A 15,278-nucleotide genomic window follows, 5' to 3' on the forward strand; every position below is an offset into this window, starting at 1 on the left:
GCGCAGCCAATCGACGTCGTCGTCGTGGTTCTGTGAAACCGATCTTCTGAAGTCTCCTCGAACCTATCGCCGGATCACGCAGACGCCGTGTTCATAGGCGCAGGAGCTGTTCATCGTTTGCGGCGTAACGTTGATGATCTTGCCGCGTCTTGACTGCGGGGGCGGCGCGTACGTGCCATCATCGCTATAACCGTAATCGCCTTCCTGGTTGAAGTAGATGCCGTTGCCGACATCGACGTAGGCGGAAATGCCGCCGACATAGGTGCCGATGCCTGGAACGGTGTCTGGATATTCGTCGTTGCCATAGCTGCCATAGTAGTTCGGGCGATAGTCGCGGCGCTGGCCACCGGATGTCCAGATCTCACGGCCGGCGCGGTCACGAACCCATCCGCCGCCGTTGCCCCAGCGATCGGCATAGGGGCCGGGATAGGGGCGATACTGCGGGAGGCGAACATGCCTTGTGCGCGTTTCGACCTCCGGCAGTCCATTGTCGATACCCCGGCGCCCATCATGGCGGCGGCCGCCGGACGTCCAGACGTCGTTGCCCGCCCGGTCGCGGGCCCATCCGCCGCGATGCTCCCAGCCCCCGCCGTAGCCGGGGTAGGGCCTATATTGCGGAAGGCGCACGTGCCGGGTGCGTGTCTCGACCTCCGGCAGACCATTGTTGGCCATCCAGTCGCGACGGGGCATGCGGTTGCGGTTCCAGCCGTTGCGGTAGCCCGAGCGGTCGACCTGGTAGCCCGGGAACGAGCGATCCGAAGACATGCGCATATGGTTGGTGCGCATCTGGAAGCCGCGTGCTCCACCGCCGTCACGGGCCTCCAAGGGGATGCAGGTCGTGGCGATGACCAGGCCGGCGAGTGCTAGCACTTTGGTCGCATGGATTGCCCTGAACAGACTCATTCTGTTCGCCCTCCGGATGACGCTTAACAATTCGTTAAAGTCACTCTGGGCCACTTCCGTCGGAAAGTCACGGAATTGCTTGGCTTTTTGCTGCTATCGTTAACGGACGCCCATGTCTTCGGCGGGCTGGAAAATGGCGCAAATCGTCTAATCGATTAAATTGATTTTGCACCGCAAACACACTTGTCGTTAAGCATTATGGTGATTAAAGGTCCGAAGGACTGAATTGCGCACAATCAGGTGCGATACCGGACTAAAATCGTCCAGTTTTATGGGCGTAAACCCGGGCATTTCCGTGAGGTTCCGATGACGGATGTCACAAGAAGCCGGCCACTCTCGCCGCATCTTCAAATCTATAAACCGATCCCGACGATGGTGATGTCCATTGTGCACCGCATCACCGGCGGCGCACTCTACTTCGGCACCATTCTCGTTGCCTGGTGGCTGATCGCCGCCGCCTCGGGCGCGGCCTACTACGACTGGGTCAGCTGGCTGTTCGGCACGCTGATCGGCAAGCTGGTGCTCTTCGGTTACACCTGGGCGCTGGTGCACCACATGCTCGGCGGCTTGCGCCACTTTGCCTGGGATCTCGGCTACGGTTACGAGAAGCACTTCGCCACCAAGATGGCCAAGGCGACGATCGTCTGTTCGGTGGCGCTGACGCTGCTGATCTGGGTGGTCGGCTATCTCGTCCGTTAACTGAGAGGAAGACACCCATGGATATGCGTACACCTCTCGGCAAGGTTCGCGGTCTTGGCTCCGCCAAGGAAGGCACTGATCACTTCTGGCGCCAGCGCCTGACGGCGGTCGCCAACGTTCCGCTGCTGATCTTCTTCGTCATCTTCCTCGTTCGCTATGCAGGCGCCCCCCACGCGGATGTCGTTGCCGCGCTCGCGAACCCCTTCGTCGCGGTCGTCATGGCCCTCGTCGTGCTCTCGGGCTTGATCCACATGCGTCTCGGCATGCAGGTGATCATCGAGGACTACGTGCATGGCGAAGGCATGAAGATCGGCCTTCTCATGCTCAATACATTTTTCACGATCGCGGTTGGCGGGCTCTGTCTCTTCGCCATCCTGAAGATCGCTTTTGCAGGGTAATTTCGCCATGGCATCGAACAGTTCACCCGCTGCAAACGGCAAGGCCTATCAATATGTCGATCACGCCTTCGACGTCGTCGTCGTCGGCGCCGGCGGCGCGGGCCTGCGCGCCACGCTCGGCATGGCAGAGCAGGGGCTGAAGACCGCCTGCATCACCAAGGTCTTCCCGACCCGCTCGCACACGGTTGCCGCCCAGGGCGGCATCGCCGCTTCGCTGCAGAACATGACGCCGGACAGCTGGCAGTGGCACCTTTACGACACCGTCAAGGGTTCCGACTGGCTCGGCGACGTCGACGCCATGCAGTATCTCGCCATGGAAGCGCCGAAGGCGGTCTATGAGCTCGAGCATTACGGCGTGCCGTTCTCGCGCAACGCGGAAGGCAAGATCTACCAGCGGCCCTTCGGCGGCCACATGCAGAACTACGGCGAAGGTCCGCCGGTGCAGCGCACCTGTGCGGCGGCCGACCGCACCGGCCACGCGATCCTGCACACGCTCTATGGCCAGTCGCTGCGCAACAACGCCGAGTTCTTCATCGAGTATTTCGCGCTCGACCTGATCATGTCGGATGACGGCCGCTGCACCGGCGTCGTCGCCTGGAACCTCGACGACGGCACGATCCATCGCTTCTCCGCCAAGATGGTGGTGCTGGCGACCGGCGGTTACGGCCGCGCCTATTTCTCGGCGACCTCGGCGCACACCTGCACCGGCGACGGCGGCGGCATGATTGCGCGCGCCGGCCTGCCGCTTCAGGACATGGAGTTCGTCCAGTTCCACCCGACCGGCATCTACGGCGCAGGCTGCCTCATCACCGAAGGCGCACGCGGCGAAGGCGGCTACCTCGTCAACTCCGAAGGCGAGCGCTTCATGGAGCGCTATGCGCCGTCCGCCAAGGACCTTGCGTCGCGTGACGTCGTCTCGCGCTGCATGACGATGGAAATCCGTGAAGGCCGCGGCGTCGGCAAGAACAAGGACCACATCTTCCTGCACCTCGACCATCTGGATCCGGCCGTCCTGCACGAGCGCCTGCCGGGCATCTCGGAATCGGCGAAGATTTTTGCCGGCGTCGACGTGACGCGCGAGCCGATCCCGGTTCTGCCGACGGTGCACTACAACATGGGCGGCGTGCCGACCAACTACTGGGGCGAAGTGCTGAATGCCGACAACCAGAACCCGGAGCGCGTCGCGCCCGGCCTGATGGCGGTCGGCGAAGCCGGCTGCGCCTCGGTGCACGGTGCCAACCGCCTCGGCTCCAACTCGCTGATCGACCTCGTGGTCTTCGGCCGTGCCGCCGCCATCCGCGCCGGTCAGGTGATCGACCGCGACGAGGCGATCCCGGAACTCAACAAGGCCGCCTGCGACCGGATCATGGACCGCTTCGACCGCCTGCGTAACGCCAACGGCAGCACGCCGACGGCGGTGCTGCGCGAAAAGATGCAGCGCGCCATGCAGGAAGACGCCGCCGTGTTCCGTACCCAGGAATCGCTGGAATCGGGCTGCAAGCGCATCTCGGCGATCTGGAAAGAGATGCCCGACATCAAGGTCACCGACCGTTCGATGATCTGGAACTCGGACCTCGTCGAGACGCTGGAACTCGAAAACCTCATGGCCAACGCCATCACGACGATCTACGGCGCCGAAGCGCGCAAGGAGAGCCGTGGTTCGCACGCCCGCGAGGACTTCACCGAAGGCCCGCTCGGCGGCCGCGACGACGTCAACTGGCGCAAGCACACGCTTGCCTGGGTCAACGAGGCCGGCGACGTCAAGCTCGACTACCGCCCTGTCCATACCGACCTGATCGCCGACGGCATCGATCCCAAGAAGATCGAGCCGAAGGCCCGCGTCTACTGATCTTGAGGAATAAGGCACATGGTTGAACTCGCTCTCCCCAAGAACTCGCAGATGACGGAAGGCAAGGTCTGGCCGAAGCCGCAGGGCGCGACCAACGTTCGCGAATACCGCATCTACCGTTGGAACCCGGATGATGGCGCCAATCCGCGTATCGATACATTCTATATCGATATCGACGATTGCGGCCCGATGGTGCTCGACGGTCTGCTCTACATCAAGAACAAGATCGATCCGACGCTGACGCTGCGCCGCTCCTGCCGCGAAGGCATCTGCGGCTCCTGCGCGATGAACATCGACGGCACCAACACGCTCGCCTGCACCAAGGGCATGGACGAGGTGAAGGGTGCGGTGAAGGTCTATCCGCTGCCGCACATGCCGGTCGTGAAGGACCTGGTACCCGACCTCACCAACTTCTACGCCCAGCACCGCTCGATCGAGCCCTGGCTGAAGACGGTTTCGCCGACGCCGGCCAAGGAATGGAAGCAGAGCCACGAGGATCGCCTCAAGCTTGACGGCCTCTACGAGTGCATTCTGTGCGCCTGTTGCTCGACCTCCTGTCCGAGCTACTGGTGGAACGGTGACCGCTACCTCGGTCCGGCCGTGTTGCTGCAGGCCTATCGCTGGCTGATCGACAGCCGCGACGAGGCAACCGGTGAGCGTCTCGATAATCTCGAAGACCCCTTCCGCCTCTATCGCTGCCACACGATCATGAACTGCGCCCAGGCCTGCCCGAAGGGGCTGAACCCGGCCAAGGCGATCGGCGAAATCAAGAAGATGCTGGTCGAGCGCCGCGTCTGATCGACGGGTAGAATTCGAATGTGAAAGCGGCGGGTCCCTGGCCCGCCACTTCTGTTTTGATATGCCGGCAGGTGGCTTCGGCCTGGCAATCCTTGATTGTGGGGCGTGTGATTGCCGGACGTTGTTTGCGGCGACGAGTTGTCGTGCGTGTTGCCGACGGTGGCTTGCCCGCGGCTCAGACGTTTCAATCCTGCAACAGGTCGCCAGGAATCGTCGTCCCTTGATTTGTCAGGTGGATTTGCTGTATTTCGGCCTATATTATCGCGTTGCATCATGGTTCGCGGACACGAACAGGAGTAGGGATATGCGGGTTATTCATGCGGCGGCGGGGCTGGCAGTTGTGCTTGCGCTGACCGGATGCCAGCGGACATCAATGGGCGGTTTCAGTTCCCAGGACGCTTCACCCGCTCCCATCCAGGCCGCACCGGTTCCCTCGGTTTCGTCGAACCAGCTTCCGGCACCGACCGGAAACACGTCGCAATTCCCGGCTGCACCGACGAACGGGACGATGACGCCCGGCACGGTTCAGCAGCCCGGCACGCAGGTCGCTGCGGCTGCGGGCGGCGGTCTTGACGTTACCAAGGAATCGATGGTCGGCAACTGGCGTGTATCGAGCGCCGGCAGCTCCTGCGACATGTTCCTGACGCTCACCAATCTCGGCTCCGGCTCGCGCGGCGGCACCCGTGGCTGCGCCGGCGAGCTGACGACGATGGGTTCCTGGGAAGTCGCCGGCACGCAGGTGGTTCTCAAGGATCGCAGCGGCAACGCCATCGCCCGTCTCTACAAGACGGCGGATGCCCGTTTCGACGGCTCGACCAACGGCGGCCAGCCGGTCAGCCTCAGCCGCTGACGCCATAGAGCCCGGTCTCGCGCCGGGCTTTTGTTTTTCCGTCCCATCTCGGGTGAGACGTGCTCAATCCTGACGACAGTATCTACCGCAAGCTCGAAGCGCTCGTCGCGAGCGGCGAGCGTAAGCGCGACCCCGCACAGTTTACGATTGCGCGGCGCTTCGATCACCTTTCCGCTGAGCTGCTGGCCAGCCGCCCGTCGCGCAAGACCAATGCGCTCGGCTGGCTGTTTGCTTCGCGCAAGAAGGACCAGCCGCCGGTCAAGGGTCTCTACATCCATGGTGGCGTCGGGCGCGGCAAGACCATGCTGATGGATCTGTTCTTCGATACGGTGCCGATCCAGCGCAAGCGCCGGGCGCATTTCCATGAATTCATGGCCGATGTGCACGAGCGCATCTACAGGCACCGCCAGAAGCTCAAGAACGGCGAGACCAAGCAGGCGGATCCGATCCCGCCGGTTGCCTCGGAGCTCTTCGGCGAGGCGCGCCTGCTCTGCTTCGACGAGTTTTCGGTAACCGACATTGCCGATGCCATGATCCTCGGCAGGCTCTTTGGCGAGCTTTTTTCCAAGGGCTGCGTGCTGGTCGCGACGTCGAACGTTGCGCCTGACGATCTCTATCGCGACGGCCTCAACCGTGGCCTGTTCCTGCCCTTCATCGATCTCCTCAAGGCGAATGCCGAGGTCATCTCTCTGGACACGGATACCGACTACCGCCTGACGAAGACCGACGGCAGCCCGGTATGGCTTTCGCCGCTCGGCCCGGAGGCGGATGCGGCGATGGCGCGCGCCTGGGCCCAGGAAACCCGCCACGAGGCCGTTGCTCCGGCGGAAGTGCCACGCAAGGGCCGCAAGATCCATGTGCCGGCTGCCGCCGGGCAAAGCGCGCGCTTTGCATTTGCCGATCTCTGCCAGCAGCCGCTGGGGGCGGCCGACTATCTTGCCATCCTCGAACGCTATTCGACGATCTTCGTCGATCACGTGCCACATCTGGGTCCCCACATGCGCAACGAGACCAAGCGCTTCATCCTGCTCGTCGACACGCTCTACGACAACGGCGCGCGATTGTTCGCTTCGGCCGCGGCCGAACCGCAGGATCTGCTGACCCAGAAGAAGGGTACGGAAGGCTTCGAGTTCGACCGCACGGTTTCGCGCCTGATCGAGATGCAAAGTGAGGAATATGCCGCCGAGCACCCCGCCAATCGGGCCGTCTCGTGACGTAGTCGTGACGGAAATTCTTACGTTTACGTAAGAATTTTATGATCTAACCGATTGAAATTACTTCACCAAAAAGTATCGTTTGATATTTTACCATTTGCCGTTTAATGGCTTTCGGCGAAGGTTTGGCGTTTGCCGCGTTTCAGGCCTCGATCATATTGGGATCACAAAGGAAGCACTTTCATGGCGCGCAACAAGATCGCACTTATCGGTTCAGGGATGATTGGTGGTACGCTGGCCCATCTCGCCGGCCTGAAGGAACTGGGCGACATCGTCCTCTTCGACATCGCTGACGGCATCCCGCAGGGCAAGGGCCTCGACATCGCCCAGTCCTCCCCGGTCGAAGGCTTCGACGCGAACCTCACCGGCGCCAGCGACTACTCCGCCATCGAAGGTGCCGACGTCTGCATCGTCACCGCCGGCGTGCCGCGCAAGCCTGGCATGAGCCGCGACGACCTGCTCGGCATCAACCTCAAGGTCATGGAACAGGTTGGCGCAGGCATCAAGAAGTATGCTCCGAACGCCTTCGTCATCTGCATCACCAACCCGCTCGACGCCATGGTCTGGGCACTGCAGAAGTTCTCGGGCCTGCCGAAGAACAAGGTCGTCGGCATGGCCGGCGTCCTCGATAGTTCGCGCTTCCGCCTGTTCCTTTCCCAGGAATTCAACGTTTCCGTCCAGGACGTCACCGCTTTCGTTCTCGGCGGCCACGGCGACACCATGGTGCCGCTCGCCCGCTACTCGACCGTTGCCGGCATCCCGCTGACCGACCTCGTGCAGATGGGCTGGGTCACCAAGGAACGCCTCGAAGAAATCATCCAGCGCACCCGTGACGGCGGCGCCGAAATCGTCGGCCTGCTCAAGACCGGTTCGGCTTATTACGCACCGGCCGCCTCGGCGATCGAAATGGCCGAAGCCTACCTCAAGGACAAGAAGCGCGTCCTGCCCTGCGCTGCGCATCTGACGGGCCAGTACGGCGTCAAGGACATGTATGTCGGCGTGCCGACCGTTATCGGCGCCGGCGGCGTCGAGCGCATCATCGAGATCGATCTCAACAAGGCCGAGAAGGAAGCGTTCGACAAGTCGGTCGCTTCGGTCGCCGGTCTTTGCGAAGCCTGCATCGGCATTGCGCCGAGCCTGAAGCAGTAATCGCGTCCCGCTGAGCGGGCGTCCCCGTATCCGCTCAGCCTCTTTGTTTTTGCCGCATTGGTGCGGGTAGGTGCCTCACCTGCCCGCATAATGCTCCAGACAGGAAAACCACCATGAACATTCATGAATATCAGGCCAAGGCTCTCCTGAAGAGCTATGGCGCACCGGTCGCGGAAGGTGTTGCGATCTTCTCCGCCGATGAAGCCGAGGCAGCTGCCAAGTCGCTCCCGGGCCCGCTCTACGTGGTCAAGAGCCAGATCCATGCCGGCGGCCGCGGCAAGGGCAAGTTCAAGGAACTTTCCGCCGACGCCAAGGGCGGCGTTCGTCTTGCCTTCTCGATCGACGAAGCCAAGGCTCATGCCAAGGAAATGCTCGGCAACACGCTCGTCACCGCGCAGACCGGCCCGGCCGGCAAGCAGGTGAACCGCCTCTACATCGAGGACGGCGCCGACATCGATCGCGAACTGTACCTGTCGCTGCTCGTCGACCGTTCGGTCGGCCAGGTTGCCTTCGTCGTTTCGACGGAAGGCGGCATGGACATCGAGGCCGTTGCGCACGACACGCCGGAAAAGATCGTCAACGTCGCGATCAACCCGGAAGCCGGCGTCACCGCCGCTGATCTTGCCAAGCTCACCGCGGCCCTGAAGCTCGACGGCGAAGCCAAGGCTGACGCCGAAAAGCTCTTCCCGATCCTCTACAAGGCCTTTGTCGAAAAGGACATGAGCCTGCTCGAGATCAACCCGCTGATCGTCATGAAGAACGGCCGCATGCGCGTTCTCGACGCCAAGGTTTCGTTCGACGGCAACGCGCTCTTCCGCCACGACGATATCAAGGCACTGCGCGACGAAACCGAAGAAGACGCCAAGGAAATCGAGGCCTCCAAGTGGGACCTCGCCTATGTGGCGCTCGACGGCAACATCGGCTGCATGGTCAATGGCGCAGGCCTTGCCATGGCGACGATGGACATCATCAAGCTCTACGGCAAGGAGCCGGCGAACTTCTGCGACGTCGGCGGCGGCGCCGGCAAGGAGAAGGTCGCGGCAGCCTTCAAGATCATCACGGCCGACCCGAAGGTCGAGGGCATCCTCGTCAACATCTTCGGCGGCATCATGAAGTGCGATGTTATCGCTGAAGGCGTCGTCGCGGCCGTACAGGAAGTCGGCCTCAAGGTTCCGCTGGTCGTTCGTCTCGAAGGCACGAATGTCGAGCTTGGCAAGAAGATCCTGAACGAATCCGGCCTGGCGATCACCGCCGCCGACGATCTGGATGACGCTGCCAAGAAGATCGTCGCCGCGATCAACGGCTAACTGAAGGACCAGACCTAATGTCGATTCTCGTTAACAAGAACACCAAGGTCCTCGTTCAGGGCCTGACCGGCAAGACCGGCACCTTCCATACCGAACAGGCGCTTGCCTATTACGGCACGCAGATGGTCGGCGGCATTCACCCGAAGAAGGGCGGCGAAACCTGGACCGGCTCCAAGGGCGAAACCCTGCCGATCTTCGCTTCGGTTGCCGAAGGCCGTGAAAAGACCGGTGCGGACGCATCCGTGATCTACGTTCCGCCGGCAGGCGCTGCGGACGCGATCATCGAGGCGATCGATGCGGAAATCCCGTTCATCACCTGCATCACCGAAGGCATCCCGGTTGCCGACATGGTGCGCGTCAAGGCCCGTCTCGACCGCTCCAAGTCGCGCCTGCTCGGCCCGAACTGCCCCGGTATCCTGACGCCGGAAGAATGCAAGATCGGCATCATGCCGGGCTCGATCTTCCGCAAGGGTTCGGTCGGTATAGTTTCGCGCTCGGGTACGCTCACCTATGAAGCCGTGTTCCAGACCTCCAACGAAGGCCTCGGCCAGACGACGGCTGTCGGCATCGGCGGCGACCCGGTCAAGGGTACCGAGTTCATCGACGTGCTCGAGATGTTCCTGGCCGACGAAGCCACGACCTCGATCATCATGATCGGCGAAATCGGCGGCTCGGCCGAAGAGGATGCGGCGCAGTTCCTCATCGACGAAGCCAAGAAGGGCCGCAAGAAGCCGATGGCCGGCTTCATCGCCGGCCGTACCGCGCCGAAGGGCCGCACCATGGGTCACGCCGGCGCTGTCGTTTCCGGCGGCAAGGGCGATGCGGAATCCAAGATCGCCGCGATGGAACAGGCAGGCATCCGCGTGTCGCCTTCGCCGGCCCGTCTCGGCAAGACGCTGGTCGAAGTCCTCAAGGGCTGATCGCAAGACTTCTGCCCGGGCCGGACCGATCCGGCCCGGGCAATCTGCAGTCCGCGTGTTTCCTTGGCTGATGCAAGATCAGGATACGCGGCAATGAAGTGCCACGGTGACCCGGCGCGTCCTCAAGGATGCGCGGCATCGTAGGAAAAAGGCCCGGCGCCCGGACGCGCCGAACGAACATGAACGACCGGGATACCCGGCAACCCAACTTCAGTCAGGAGGCGGACAGAACAGTCCGCGTGAGACCATGACAAGGCAAGAGGCCAACGAGCAATTCCAGCTCACTTCGTTTCTGGACGGCGCCAACGCCGCCTATATCGAGCAGCTCCATGCACGCTACGAGGCGGACCCGGCGTCCGTGTCGGCCGAATGGCAGGCCTTCTTCAAGGCGCTCGCCGACCGGCCGGAAGATGTGGTGAAGGCAGCCAAGGGCGCCTCCTGGAAAAAGAACAACTGGCCGATCCCGGCCAATGGTGAACTGGTCTCGGCGCTCGATGGCGACTGGGGCACGGTCGAGAAGGTCATCGAGAAGAAGGTCAAGGCGAAGGTTGAGGAAACGGCTGCCGCCACCGGTACCGTTGCCAGCGCCGCCGACATCCACCAGGCGACGCGCGATTCCGTCCGCGCCATCATGATGATCCGTGCCTACCGCGCCCGCGGCCACCTGCATGCCAAGCTCGATCCGCTCGGCCTTGCTGCCCCGGTCGAAGACTACAACGAGCTTTCCCCCTCGAACTACGGGTTCGAGGACAAGGATCTCGATCGTAAGATCTTCATCGATAACGTGCTGGGCCTCGAATACGCGACCGTTCGCGAGATGGTCGAGATCCTCGAGCGCACCTACTGCTCGACGATCGGCGTCGAGTTCATGCACATGTCCAACCCGGAAGAGAAGGGCTGGATCCAGGAACGTATCGAAGGTCCGGACAAGGGCGTCGAGTTCACGCCTGAAGGCAAGAAGGCGATTCTGCAGAAGCTGATCGAGTCGGAAGGCTTCGAGCAGTTCATCGACGTCAAGTACAAGGGCACCAAGCGCTTCGGTCTCGACGGCGGGGAATCGCTCATCCCCGCGCTCGAGCAGATCATCAAGCGCGGCGGCCAGGAAGGCCTGAAGGAAATCGTGCTCGGCATGGCCCACCGCGGCCGTCTGAACGTGCTTTCGCAGGTCATGGCCAAGCCCCACCGCGCCATCTTCCACGAGTTCAAGGGCGGGTCCTACGCGCCTGACGACGTCGAAGGTTCGGGCGACGTGAAGTACCACCTCGGTGCTTCCTCCGACCGCGAGTTCGACGGCAACAAGGTTCACCTGTCGCTGACGGCGAACCCCTCGCACCTCGAAATCGTCAACCCTGTGGTCATGGGCAAGGCCCGTGCGAAACAGGACCAGATGGCGACCGTCTTTGAAGGCGACATCATCCCGCTGCGCGAACGTTCCAAGGTCATGCCGCTGCTGCTGCACGGTGATGCTGCCTTCGCAGGCCAGGGCGTGATTGCCGAAATCCTCGGCCTTTCGGGTCTGCGCGGCCACCGCGTCGCCGGCACCGTGCATTTCATCATCAACAACCAGATCGGCTTCACCACCAATCCGGCCTTCTCGCGTTCGTCGCCCTATCCGTCCGACGTCGCCAAGATGATCGAAGCGCCGATCTTCCACGTCAACGGCGACGATCCGGAAGCGGTTGTCTACGCGGCCAAGATCGCCACCGAATTCCGGATGAAGTTCCACAAGCCTGTCGTCATCGACATGTTCTGCTACCGCCGCTTCGGCCATAACGAAGGCGATGAGCCGGCGTTCACCCAGCCGAAGATGTACAAGGTCATCCGCGCCCACAAGACCGTCGTCCAGCTCTACTCCGACCGACTGATTGCCGAAGGCCTGATCACCGAAGGCGAAGTCGAGAAGATGAAGGCCGACTGGCGTGCTCACCTCGAGCAGGAGTTCGAGGCCGGCCAGTCCTACAAGCCGAACAAGGCCGATTGGCTCGATGGTGCCTGGTCGGGCCTGCGCTCGGCCGACAACCAGGATGAACAGCGCCGCGGCAAGACCTCGGTGCCGATGAAGCAGCTCAAGGAAGTCGGCCGCAAGATCTCGGAGATCCCGGCAGGCTTCAATGCGCACCGCACGATCCAGCGCTTCATGGAAAACCGCGCCAACATGATCCAGACCGGCGAAGGCGTCGACTGGGCCATGGCCGAAGCGCTTGCTTTCGGCACGCTTTGCATCGAGGGCACCAAGATCCGCCTGTCGGGCCAGGACTGCGAACGCGGCACCTTCTCGCAGCGCCACTCGGTTCTCTACGATCAGCAGACCGAAGAGCGCTACATTCCGCTCGCGAACCTCGCGCCGACCCAGGCCCGCTACGAAGTCATCAACTCGATGCTTTCGGAAGAGGCGGTTCTTGGCTTCGAATACGGCTACTCGCTTGCCCGCCCCAACGCGCTGACCCTCTGGGAAGCCCAGTTCGGCGATTTCGCCAACGGTGCGCAGGTCGTCTTCGACCAGTTCGTCTCTTCGGGCGAGCGCAAGTGGTTGCGCATGTCGGGTCTCGTCTGCCTGCTGCCGCACGGCTATGAGGGCCAGGGTCCGGAGCATTCCTCCGCCCGCCTCGAACGCTTCCTGCAGCTCTGCGCCGAAGACAACATGCAGGTCGCCAACGTCACGACGCCGGCGAACTACTTCCACATCCTGCGCCGCCAGGTGAAGCGCGACTTCCGCAAGCCGCTGATCCTGATGACGCCGAAGTCGTTGTTGCGCCACAAGCGTGCGATCTCCAGCCTGTCGGAAATGGCCGGCGAAAGCTCGTTCCACCGCCTGCTGTGGGATGACGCCGAGGTCATCAAGGACGGCCCGATCAAGCTGCAGAAGGATTCCAAGATCCGTCGCGTCGTGCTCTGCTCGGGCAAGGTTTATTATGACCTGCTCGAAGAACGCGAAAAGCGCGGCATCGACGACATCTACCTGCTGCGCGTCGAACAGCTCTATCCGTTCCCGGCCAAGGCGCTCATCAACGAGCTCAGCCGCTTCCGCAACGCGGAGATGGTCTGGTGCCAGGAAGAGCCGAAGAACATGGGCGCCTGGTCGTTCATCGACCCGTACCTCGAATGGGTTCTCGCCCATATCGACGCCAAGTATCAGCGCGTGCGCTACACCGGCCGTCCGGCCGCCGCCTCGCCGGCGACGGGCCTGATGTCGAAGCACTTGGCGCAGCTTGCCGCCTTCCTCGAGGACGCGCTGGGGGGCTGATGCTCCCCTCGCTCTGAGCCAATAGAAACAGATATCTGATCAACGGAACAAAAATCATGGCAACAGAAATCCGCGTTCCCACCCTTGGCGAATCCGTCAGCGAAGCGACCGTCGGCACCTGGTTCAAGAAGGTCGGCGACGCCATCAAGGCCGATGAACCCCTGCTCGAACTCGAAACCGACAAGGTGACGATCGAAGTTCCGGCACCGGCCGCAGGCACGCTCTCCGAAATCGTCGCCCAGGCCGGCGAGACCGTCGGTCTTGGCGCGCTGCTCGGCCAGATCGCTGCAGGTGCCGCCGGCGCCGCTGCAGCCGCTCCGGCTGCCGCTGCTGAAAAGAAGGCCGAGCCTGCTGCTGCCGCTCCGGCTGCTGCTGCTGCTCCGGCCGCCTCGTCGATGCCGCCGGCACCGGCTGCTGCCAAGCTGCTCGCTGAGAGCAACCTCTCGGCTGACCAGCTCGATGGCTCCGGCAAGCGTGGCCAGGTGCTGAAGGGTGATGTGCTCGCTGCCGTCGCCAAGGGCATCTCTGCGCCGGCCGCTTCCGAGCCGGCCAAGGTTCAGGCCCGTGCTCCGTCGACGGCGGAAGACGTCGTTCGCGAAGAGCGCGTCAAGATGACCCGCCTGCGCCAGACGATTGCACGCCGCCTCAAGGACGCACAGAACACCGCGGCCATGCTCACCACCTACAACGAGGTGGACATGAGCGCCGTCATGGCGCTGCGCAACAAGTACAAGGACATCTTCGAGAAGAAGCATGGCGTGAAGCTCGGCTTCATGGGCTTCTTCACCAAGGCCGTCACCCACGCGCTGAAGGAAATCCCGGCCGTCAACGCCGAGATCGACGGCACCGACATCATCTACAAGAACTACTGCCACATCGGCGTCGCCGTCGGCACGGACAAGGGTCTTGTCGTTCCGATCGTTCGCGATGCCGACCAGATGTCGATCGCCGAAGTCGAGAAGGACATTGGCCGCCTCGGCAAGGCCGCCCGTGACGGTGCGCTTTCGATGGCCGACATGCAGGGTGGTACCTTCACCATCTCCAACGGCGGTGTCTACGGCTCGCTGATGTCCTCGCCGATCCTCAACGCGCCGCAGTCGGGTATCCTCGGCATGCACAAGATCCAGGATCGCCCGGTCGCCATCGGCGGCCAGGTCGTCATCCGTCCGATGATGTACCTCGCGCTCTCCTACGATCACCGCATCGTCGACGGCAAGGAAGCCGTGACCTTCCTCGTCCGCGTCAAGGAAAGCCTGGAAGATCCGGAACGTCTGGTTCTCGATCTCTAATCTCTGAACAAACGGGGGCGCCTCTGCGCGCCCCCGTCGATCGTCATGCCTGTCGGAGACAGTGGTTCAGCGTTCACCCGCCACCCTTGCCGAGACGGTTTGCCGCGCCGGGAACGTGATACTGATCTGGATTGATCCTGAGAGTGCGAGGGGTGATGGAAGCCGCAGCCGCGTCGACTGAAGTCTGGGTGCTCGGCTGGAGCGTCGTGTTGCTGGTCGCTCACATCCTGGTGCAGGCGCTGTCGCTTGACCTCGCCGGAGACCTCGGTGTCAAATACCTGCTTGGCCCCCGGGATGAGCAGCGCGTTTCGAAGAGCATCGTGGCAGGACGTCTGCTGCGGTCGCTTCGCAACATGCTGGAAACCTACCCTGCCTTCGTCGCCCTTGCGCTTGCATTGGCGGTGACCGGCAAGACCGGCGGTCTTGGTGCGATCGGTGCGGTGACGTGGATTCTGGCACGGGTGGTCTATACCGGCCTCTATGTCGCCGGCATTCCTGTGTTGCGCTCCATCGTCTGGTTCGTGTCGATCATCGCACTGTTGCTGATGGTCGCCCGGCTCATGGCATAGCATCTCTGCGGCAAGGCAAGAGGAGATTGGCATGGCATTCGGACCCAACGTTCCGCCGATCCAGGCGCATATCTGCGTCAAGGACGGGC

At 62.6% G+C, this 15,278-nt stretch carries 13 protein-coding genes; 12 read left to right on the top strand and 1 reads right to left on the bottom strand.

Annotation, left to right across the window (positions count from 1 at the left end):
- Positions 1 to 63: 63 nt before the first annotated feature.
- Positions 64 to 903, bottom strand: a complete 840-nt coding sequence (locus I8N66_RS09305; RefSeq protein ID WP_291152708.1) for a hypothetical protein — start codon at positions 901 to 903, stop codon at positions 64 to 66.
- Positions 904 to 1,209: 306 nt separating this feature from the next.
- On the opposite strand from I8N66_RS09305, the gene sdhC reads away from it, so the two are divergent.
- The 12 genes from sdhC to I8N66_RS09365 all read left to right on the top strand — a co-directional run bounded on the left by sdhC (position 1,210) and on the right by I8N66_RS09365 (position 15,189).
- On the top strand, positions 1,210 to 1,602 hold the full coding sequence (gene sdhC / locus I8N66_RS09310; RefSeq protein WP_223725795.1) for a succinate dehydrogenase, cytochrome b556 subunit: 393 nt from the start codon (positions 1,210 to 1,212) through the stop codon (positions 1,600 to 1,602).
- A 17-nt stretch (positions 1,603 to 1,619) separates the two neighbouring features.
- Positions 1,620 to 2,000: a succinate dehydrogenase, hydrophobic membrane anchor protein gene (gene sdhD, locus I8N66_RS09315; protein WP_113535270.1), complete on the top strand. Its 381-nt coding sequence runs from the start codon at positions 1,620 to 1,622 to the stop codon at positions 1,998 to 2,000.
- A gap of 7 nt (positions 2,001 to 2,007) precedes the next feature.
- On the top strand, positions 2,008 to 3,849 hold the full coding sequence (gene sdhA / locus I8N66_RS09320; RefSeq protein WP_291152713.1) for a succinate dehydrogenase flavoprotein subunit: 1,842 nt from the start codon (positions 2,008 to 2,010) through the stop codon (positions 3,847 to 3,849).
- A gap of 18 nt (positions 3,850 to 3,867) precedes the next feature.
- On the top strand, positions 3,868 to 4,647 hold the full coding sequence (locus I8N66_RS09325) for a succinate dehydrogenase iron-sulfur subunit (protein ID WP_223725793.1): 780 nt from the start codon (positions 3,868 to 3,870) through the stop codon (positions 4,645 to 4,647).
- A gap of 304 nt (positions 4,648 to 4,951) precedes the next feature.
- Positions 4,952 to 5,497 carry a protease inhibitor Inh/omp19 family protein gene (locus I8N66_RS09330; RefSeq protein ID WP_291152716.1) on the top strand — a complete coding sequence of 182 codons (546 nt, stop codon included), beginning with the start codon at positions 4,952 to 4,954 and terminating at the stop codon, positions 5,495 to 5,497.
- A 59-nt stretch (positions 5,498 to 5,556) separates the two neighbouring features.
- The gene (zapE, locus tag I8N66_RS09335) at positions 5,557 to 6,711 is read left to right on the top strand and encodes a cell division protein ZapE (protein ID WP_291152719.1); all 1,155 of its coding nucleotides are present in this window, start codon (positions 5,557 to 5,559) and stop codon (positions 6,709 to 6,711) included.
- Positions 6,712 to 6,894: 183 nt separating this feature from the next.
- Complete coding sequence (gene mdh / locus I8N66_RS09340) at positions 6,895 to 7,860, top strand: malate dehydrogenase (protein ID WP_113535265.1); 966 nt, start codon at positions 6,895 to 6,897, stop codon at positions 7,858 to 7,860.
- A 113-nt stretch (positions 7,861 to 7,973) separates the two neighbouring features.
- The gene (sucC, locus tag I8N66_RS09345; protein WP_113535264.1) at positions 7,974 to 9,167 is read left to right on the top strand and encodes an ADP-forming succinate--CoA ligase subunit beta; all 1,194 of its coding nucleotides are present in this window, start codon (positions 7,974 to 7,976) and stop codon (positions 9,165 to 9,167) included.
- 17 nt (positions 9,168 to 9,184) lie between these two features.
- Complete coding sequence (sucD, locus tag I8N66_RS09350; RefSeq protein ID WP_058321727.1) at positions 9,185 to 10,087, top strand: succinate--CoA ligase subunit alpha; 903 nt, start codon at positions 9,185 to 9,187, stop codon at positions 10,085 to 10,087.
- A 247-nt stretch (positions 10,088 to 10,334) separates the two neighbouring features.
- Complete coding sequence (locus I8N66_RS09355; RefSeq protein ID WP_113535263.1) at positions 10,335 to 13,331, top strand: 2-oxoglutarate dehydrogenase E1 component; 2,997 nt, start codon at positions 10,335 to 10,337, stop codon at positions 13,329 to 13,331.
- 56 nt (positions 13,332 to 13,387) lie between these two features.
- A complete protein-coding gene (gene odhB / locus I8N66_RS09360) occupies positions 13,388 to 14,620 on the top strand; it encodes a 2-oxoglutarate dehydrogenase complex dihydrolipoyllysine-residue succinyltransferase (RefSeq protein ID WP_291152729.1) in 1,233 nt (410 codons plus the stop codon).
- A gap of 155 nt (positions 14,621 to 14,775) precedes the next feature.
- Entirely contained in the window at positions 14,776 to 15,189 is a 414-nt protein-coding gene (locus I8N66_RS09365; protein WP_113535261.1) for an MAPEG family protein, read from the top strand.
- The last annotated feature ends 89 nt before the right edge of the window (positions 15,190 to 15,278 follow it).

Source organism: Ensifer sp. SSB1 (assembly GCF_016652895.1).
Lineage (GTDB): Bacteria > Pseudomonadota > Alphaproteobacteria > Rhizobiales > Rhizobiaceae > Ensifer.

Coding starts and splice junctions, on each gene's coding strand:
- mdh (WP_113535265.1), top strand. CDS start 6,895: ATGGCGCGCAACAAGATCGCACTTATCGGTTCAGGGATGATTGGTGGT.
- I8N66_RS09355 (WP_113535263.1), top strand. CDS start 10,335: ATGACAAGGCAAGAGGCCAACGAGCAATTCCAGCTCACTTCGTTTCTG.
- I8N66_RS09325 (WP_223725793.1), top strand. CDS start 3,868: ATGGTTGAACTCGCTCTCCCCAAGAACTCGCAGATGACGGAAGGCAAG.
- I8N66_RS09365 (WP_113535261.1), top strand. CDS start 14,776: ATGGAAGCCGCAGCCGCGTCGACTGAAGTCTGGGTGCTCGGCTGGAGC.
- sdhD (WP_113535270.1), top strand. CDS start 1,620: ATGGATATGCGTACACCTCTCGGCAAGGTTCGCGGTCTTGGCTCCGCC.
- sdhA (WP_291152713.1), top strand. CDS start 2,008: ATGGCATCGAACAGTTCACCCGCTGCAAACGGCAAGGCCTATCAATAT.
- I8N66_RS09330 (WP_291152716.1), top strand. CDS start 4,952: ATGCGGGTTATTCATGCGGCGGCGGGGCTGGCAGTTGTGCTTGCGCTG.
- odhB (WP_291152729.1), top strand. CDS start 13,388: ATGGCAACAGAAATCCGCGTTCCCACCCTTGGCGAATCCGTCAGCGAA.
- sucC (WP_113535264.1), top strand. CDS start 7,974: ATGAACATTCATGAATATCAGGCCAAGGCTCTCCTGAAGAGCTATGGC.
- sucD (WP_058321727.1), top strand. CDS start 9,185: ATGTCGATTCTCGTTAACAAGAACACCAAGGTCCTCGTTCAGGGCCTG.
- I8N66_RS09305 (WP_291152708.1), bottom strand. CDS start 903: ATGAGTCTGTTCAGGGCAATCCATGCGACCAAAGTGCTAGCACTCGCC.
- sdhC (WP_223725795.1), top strand. CDS start 1,210: ATGACGGATGTCACAAGAAGCCGGCCACTCTCGCCGCATCTTCAAATC.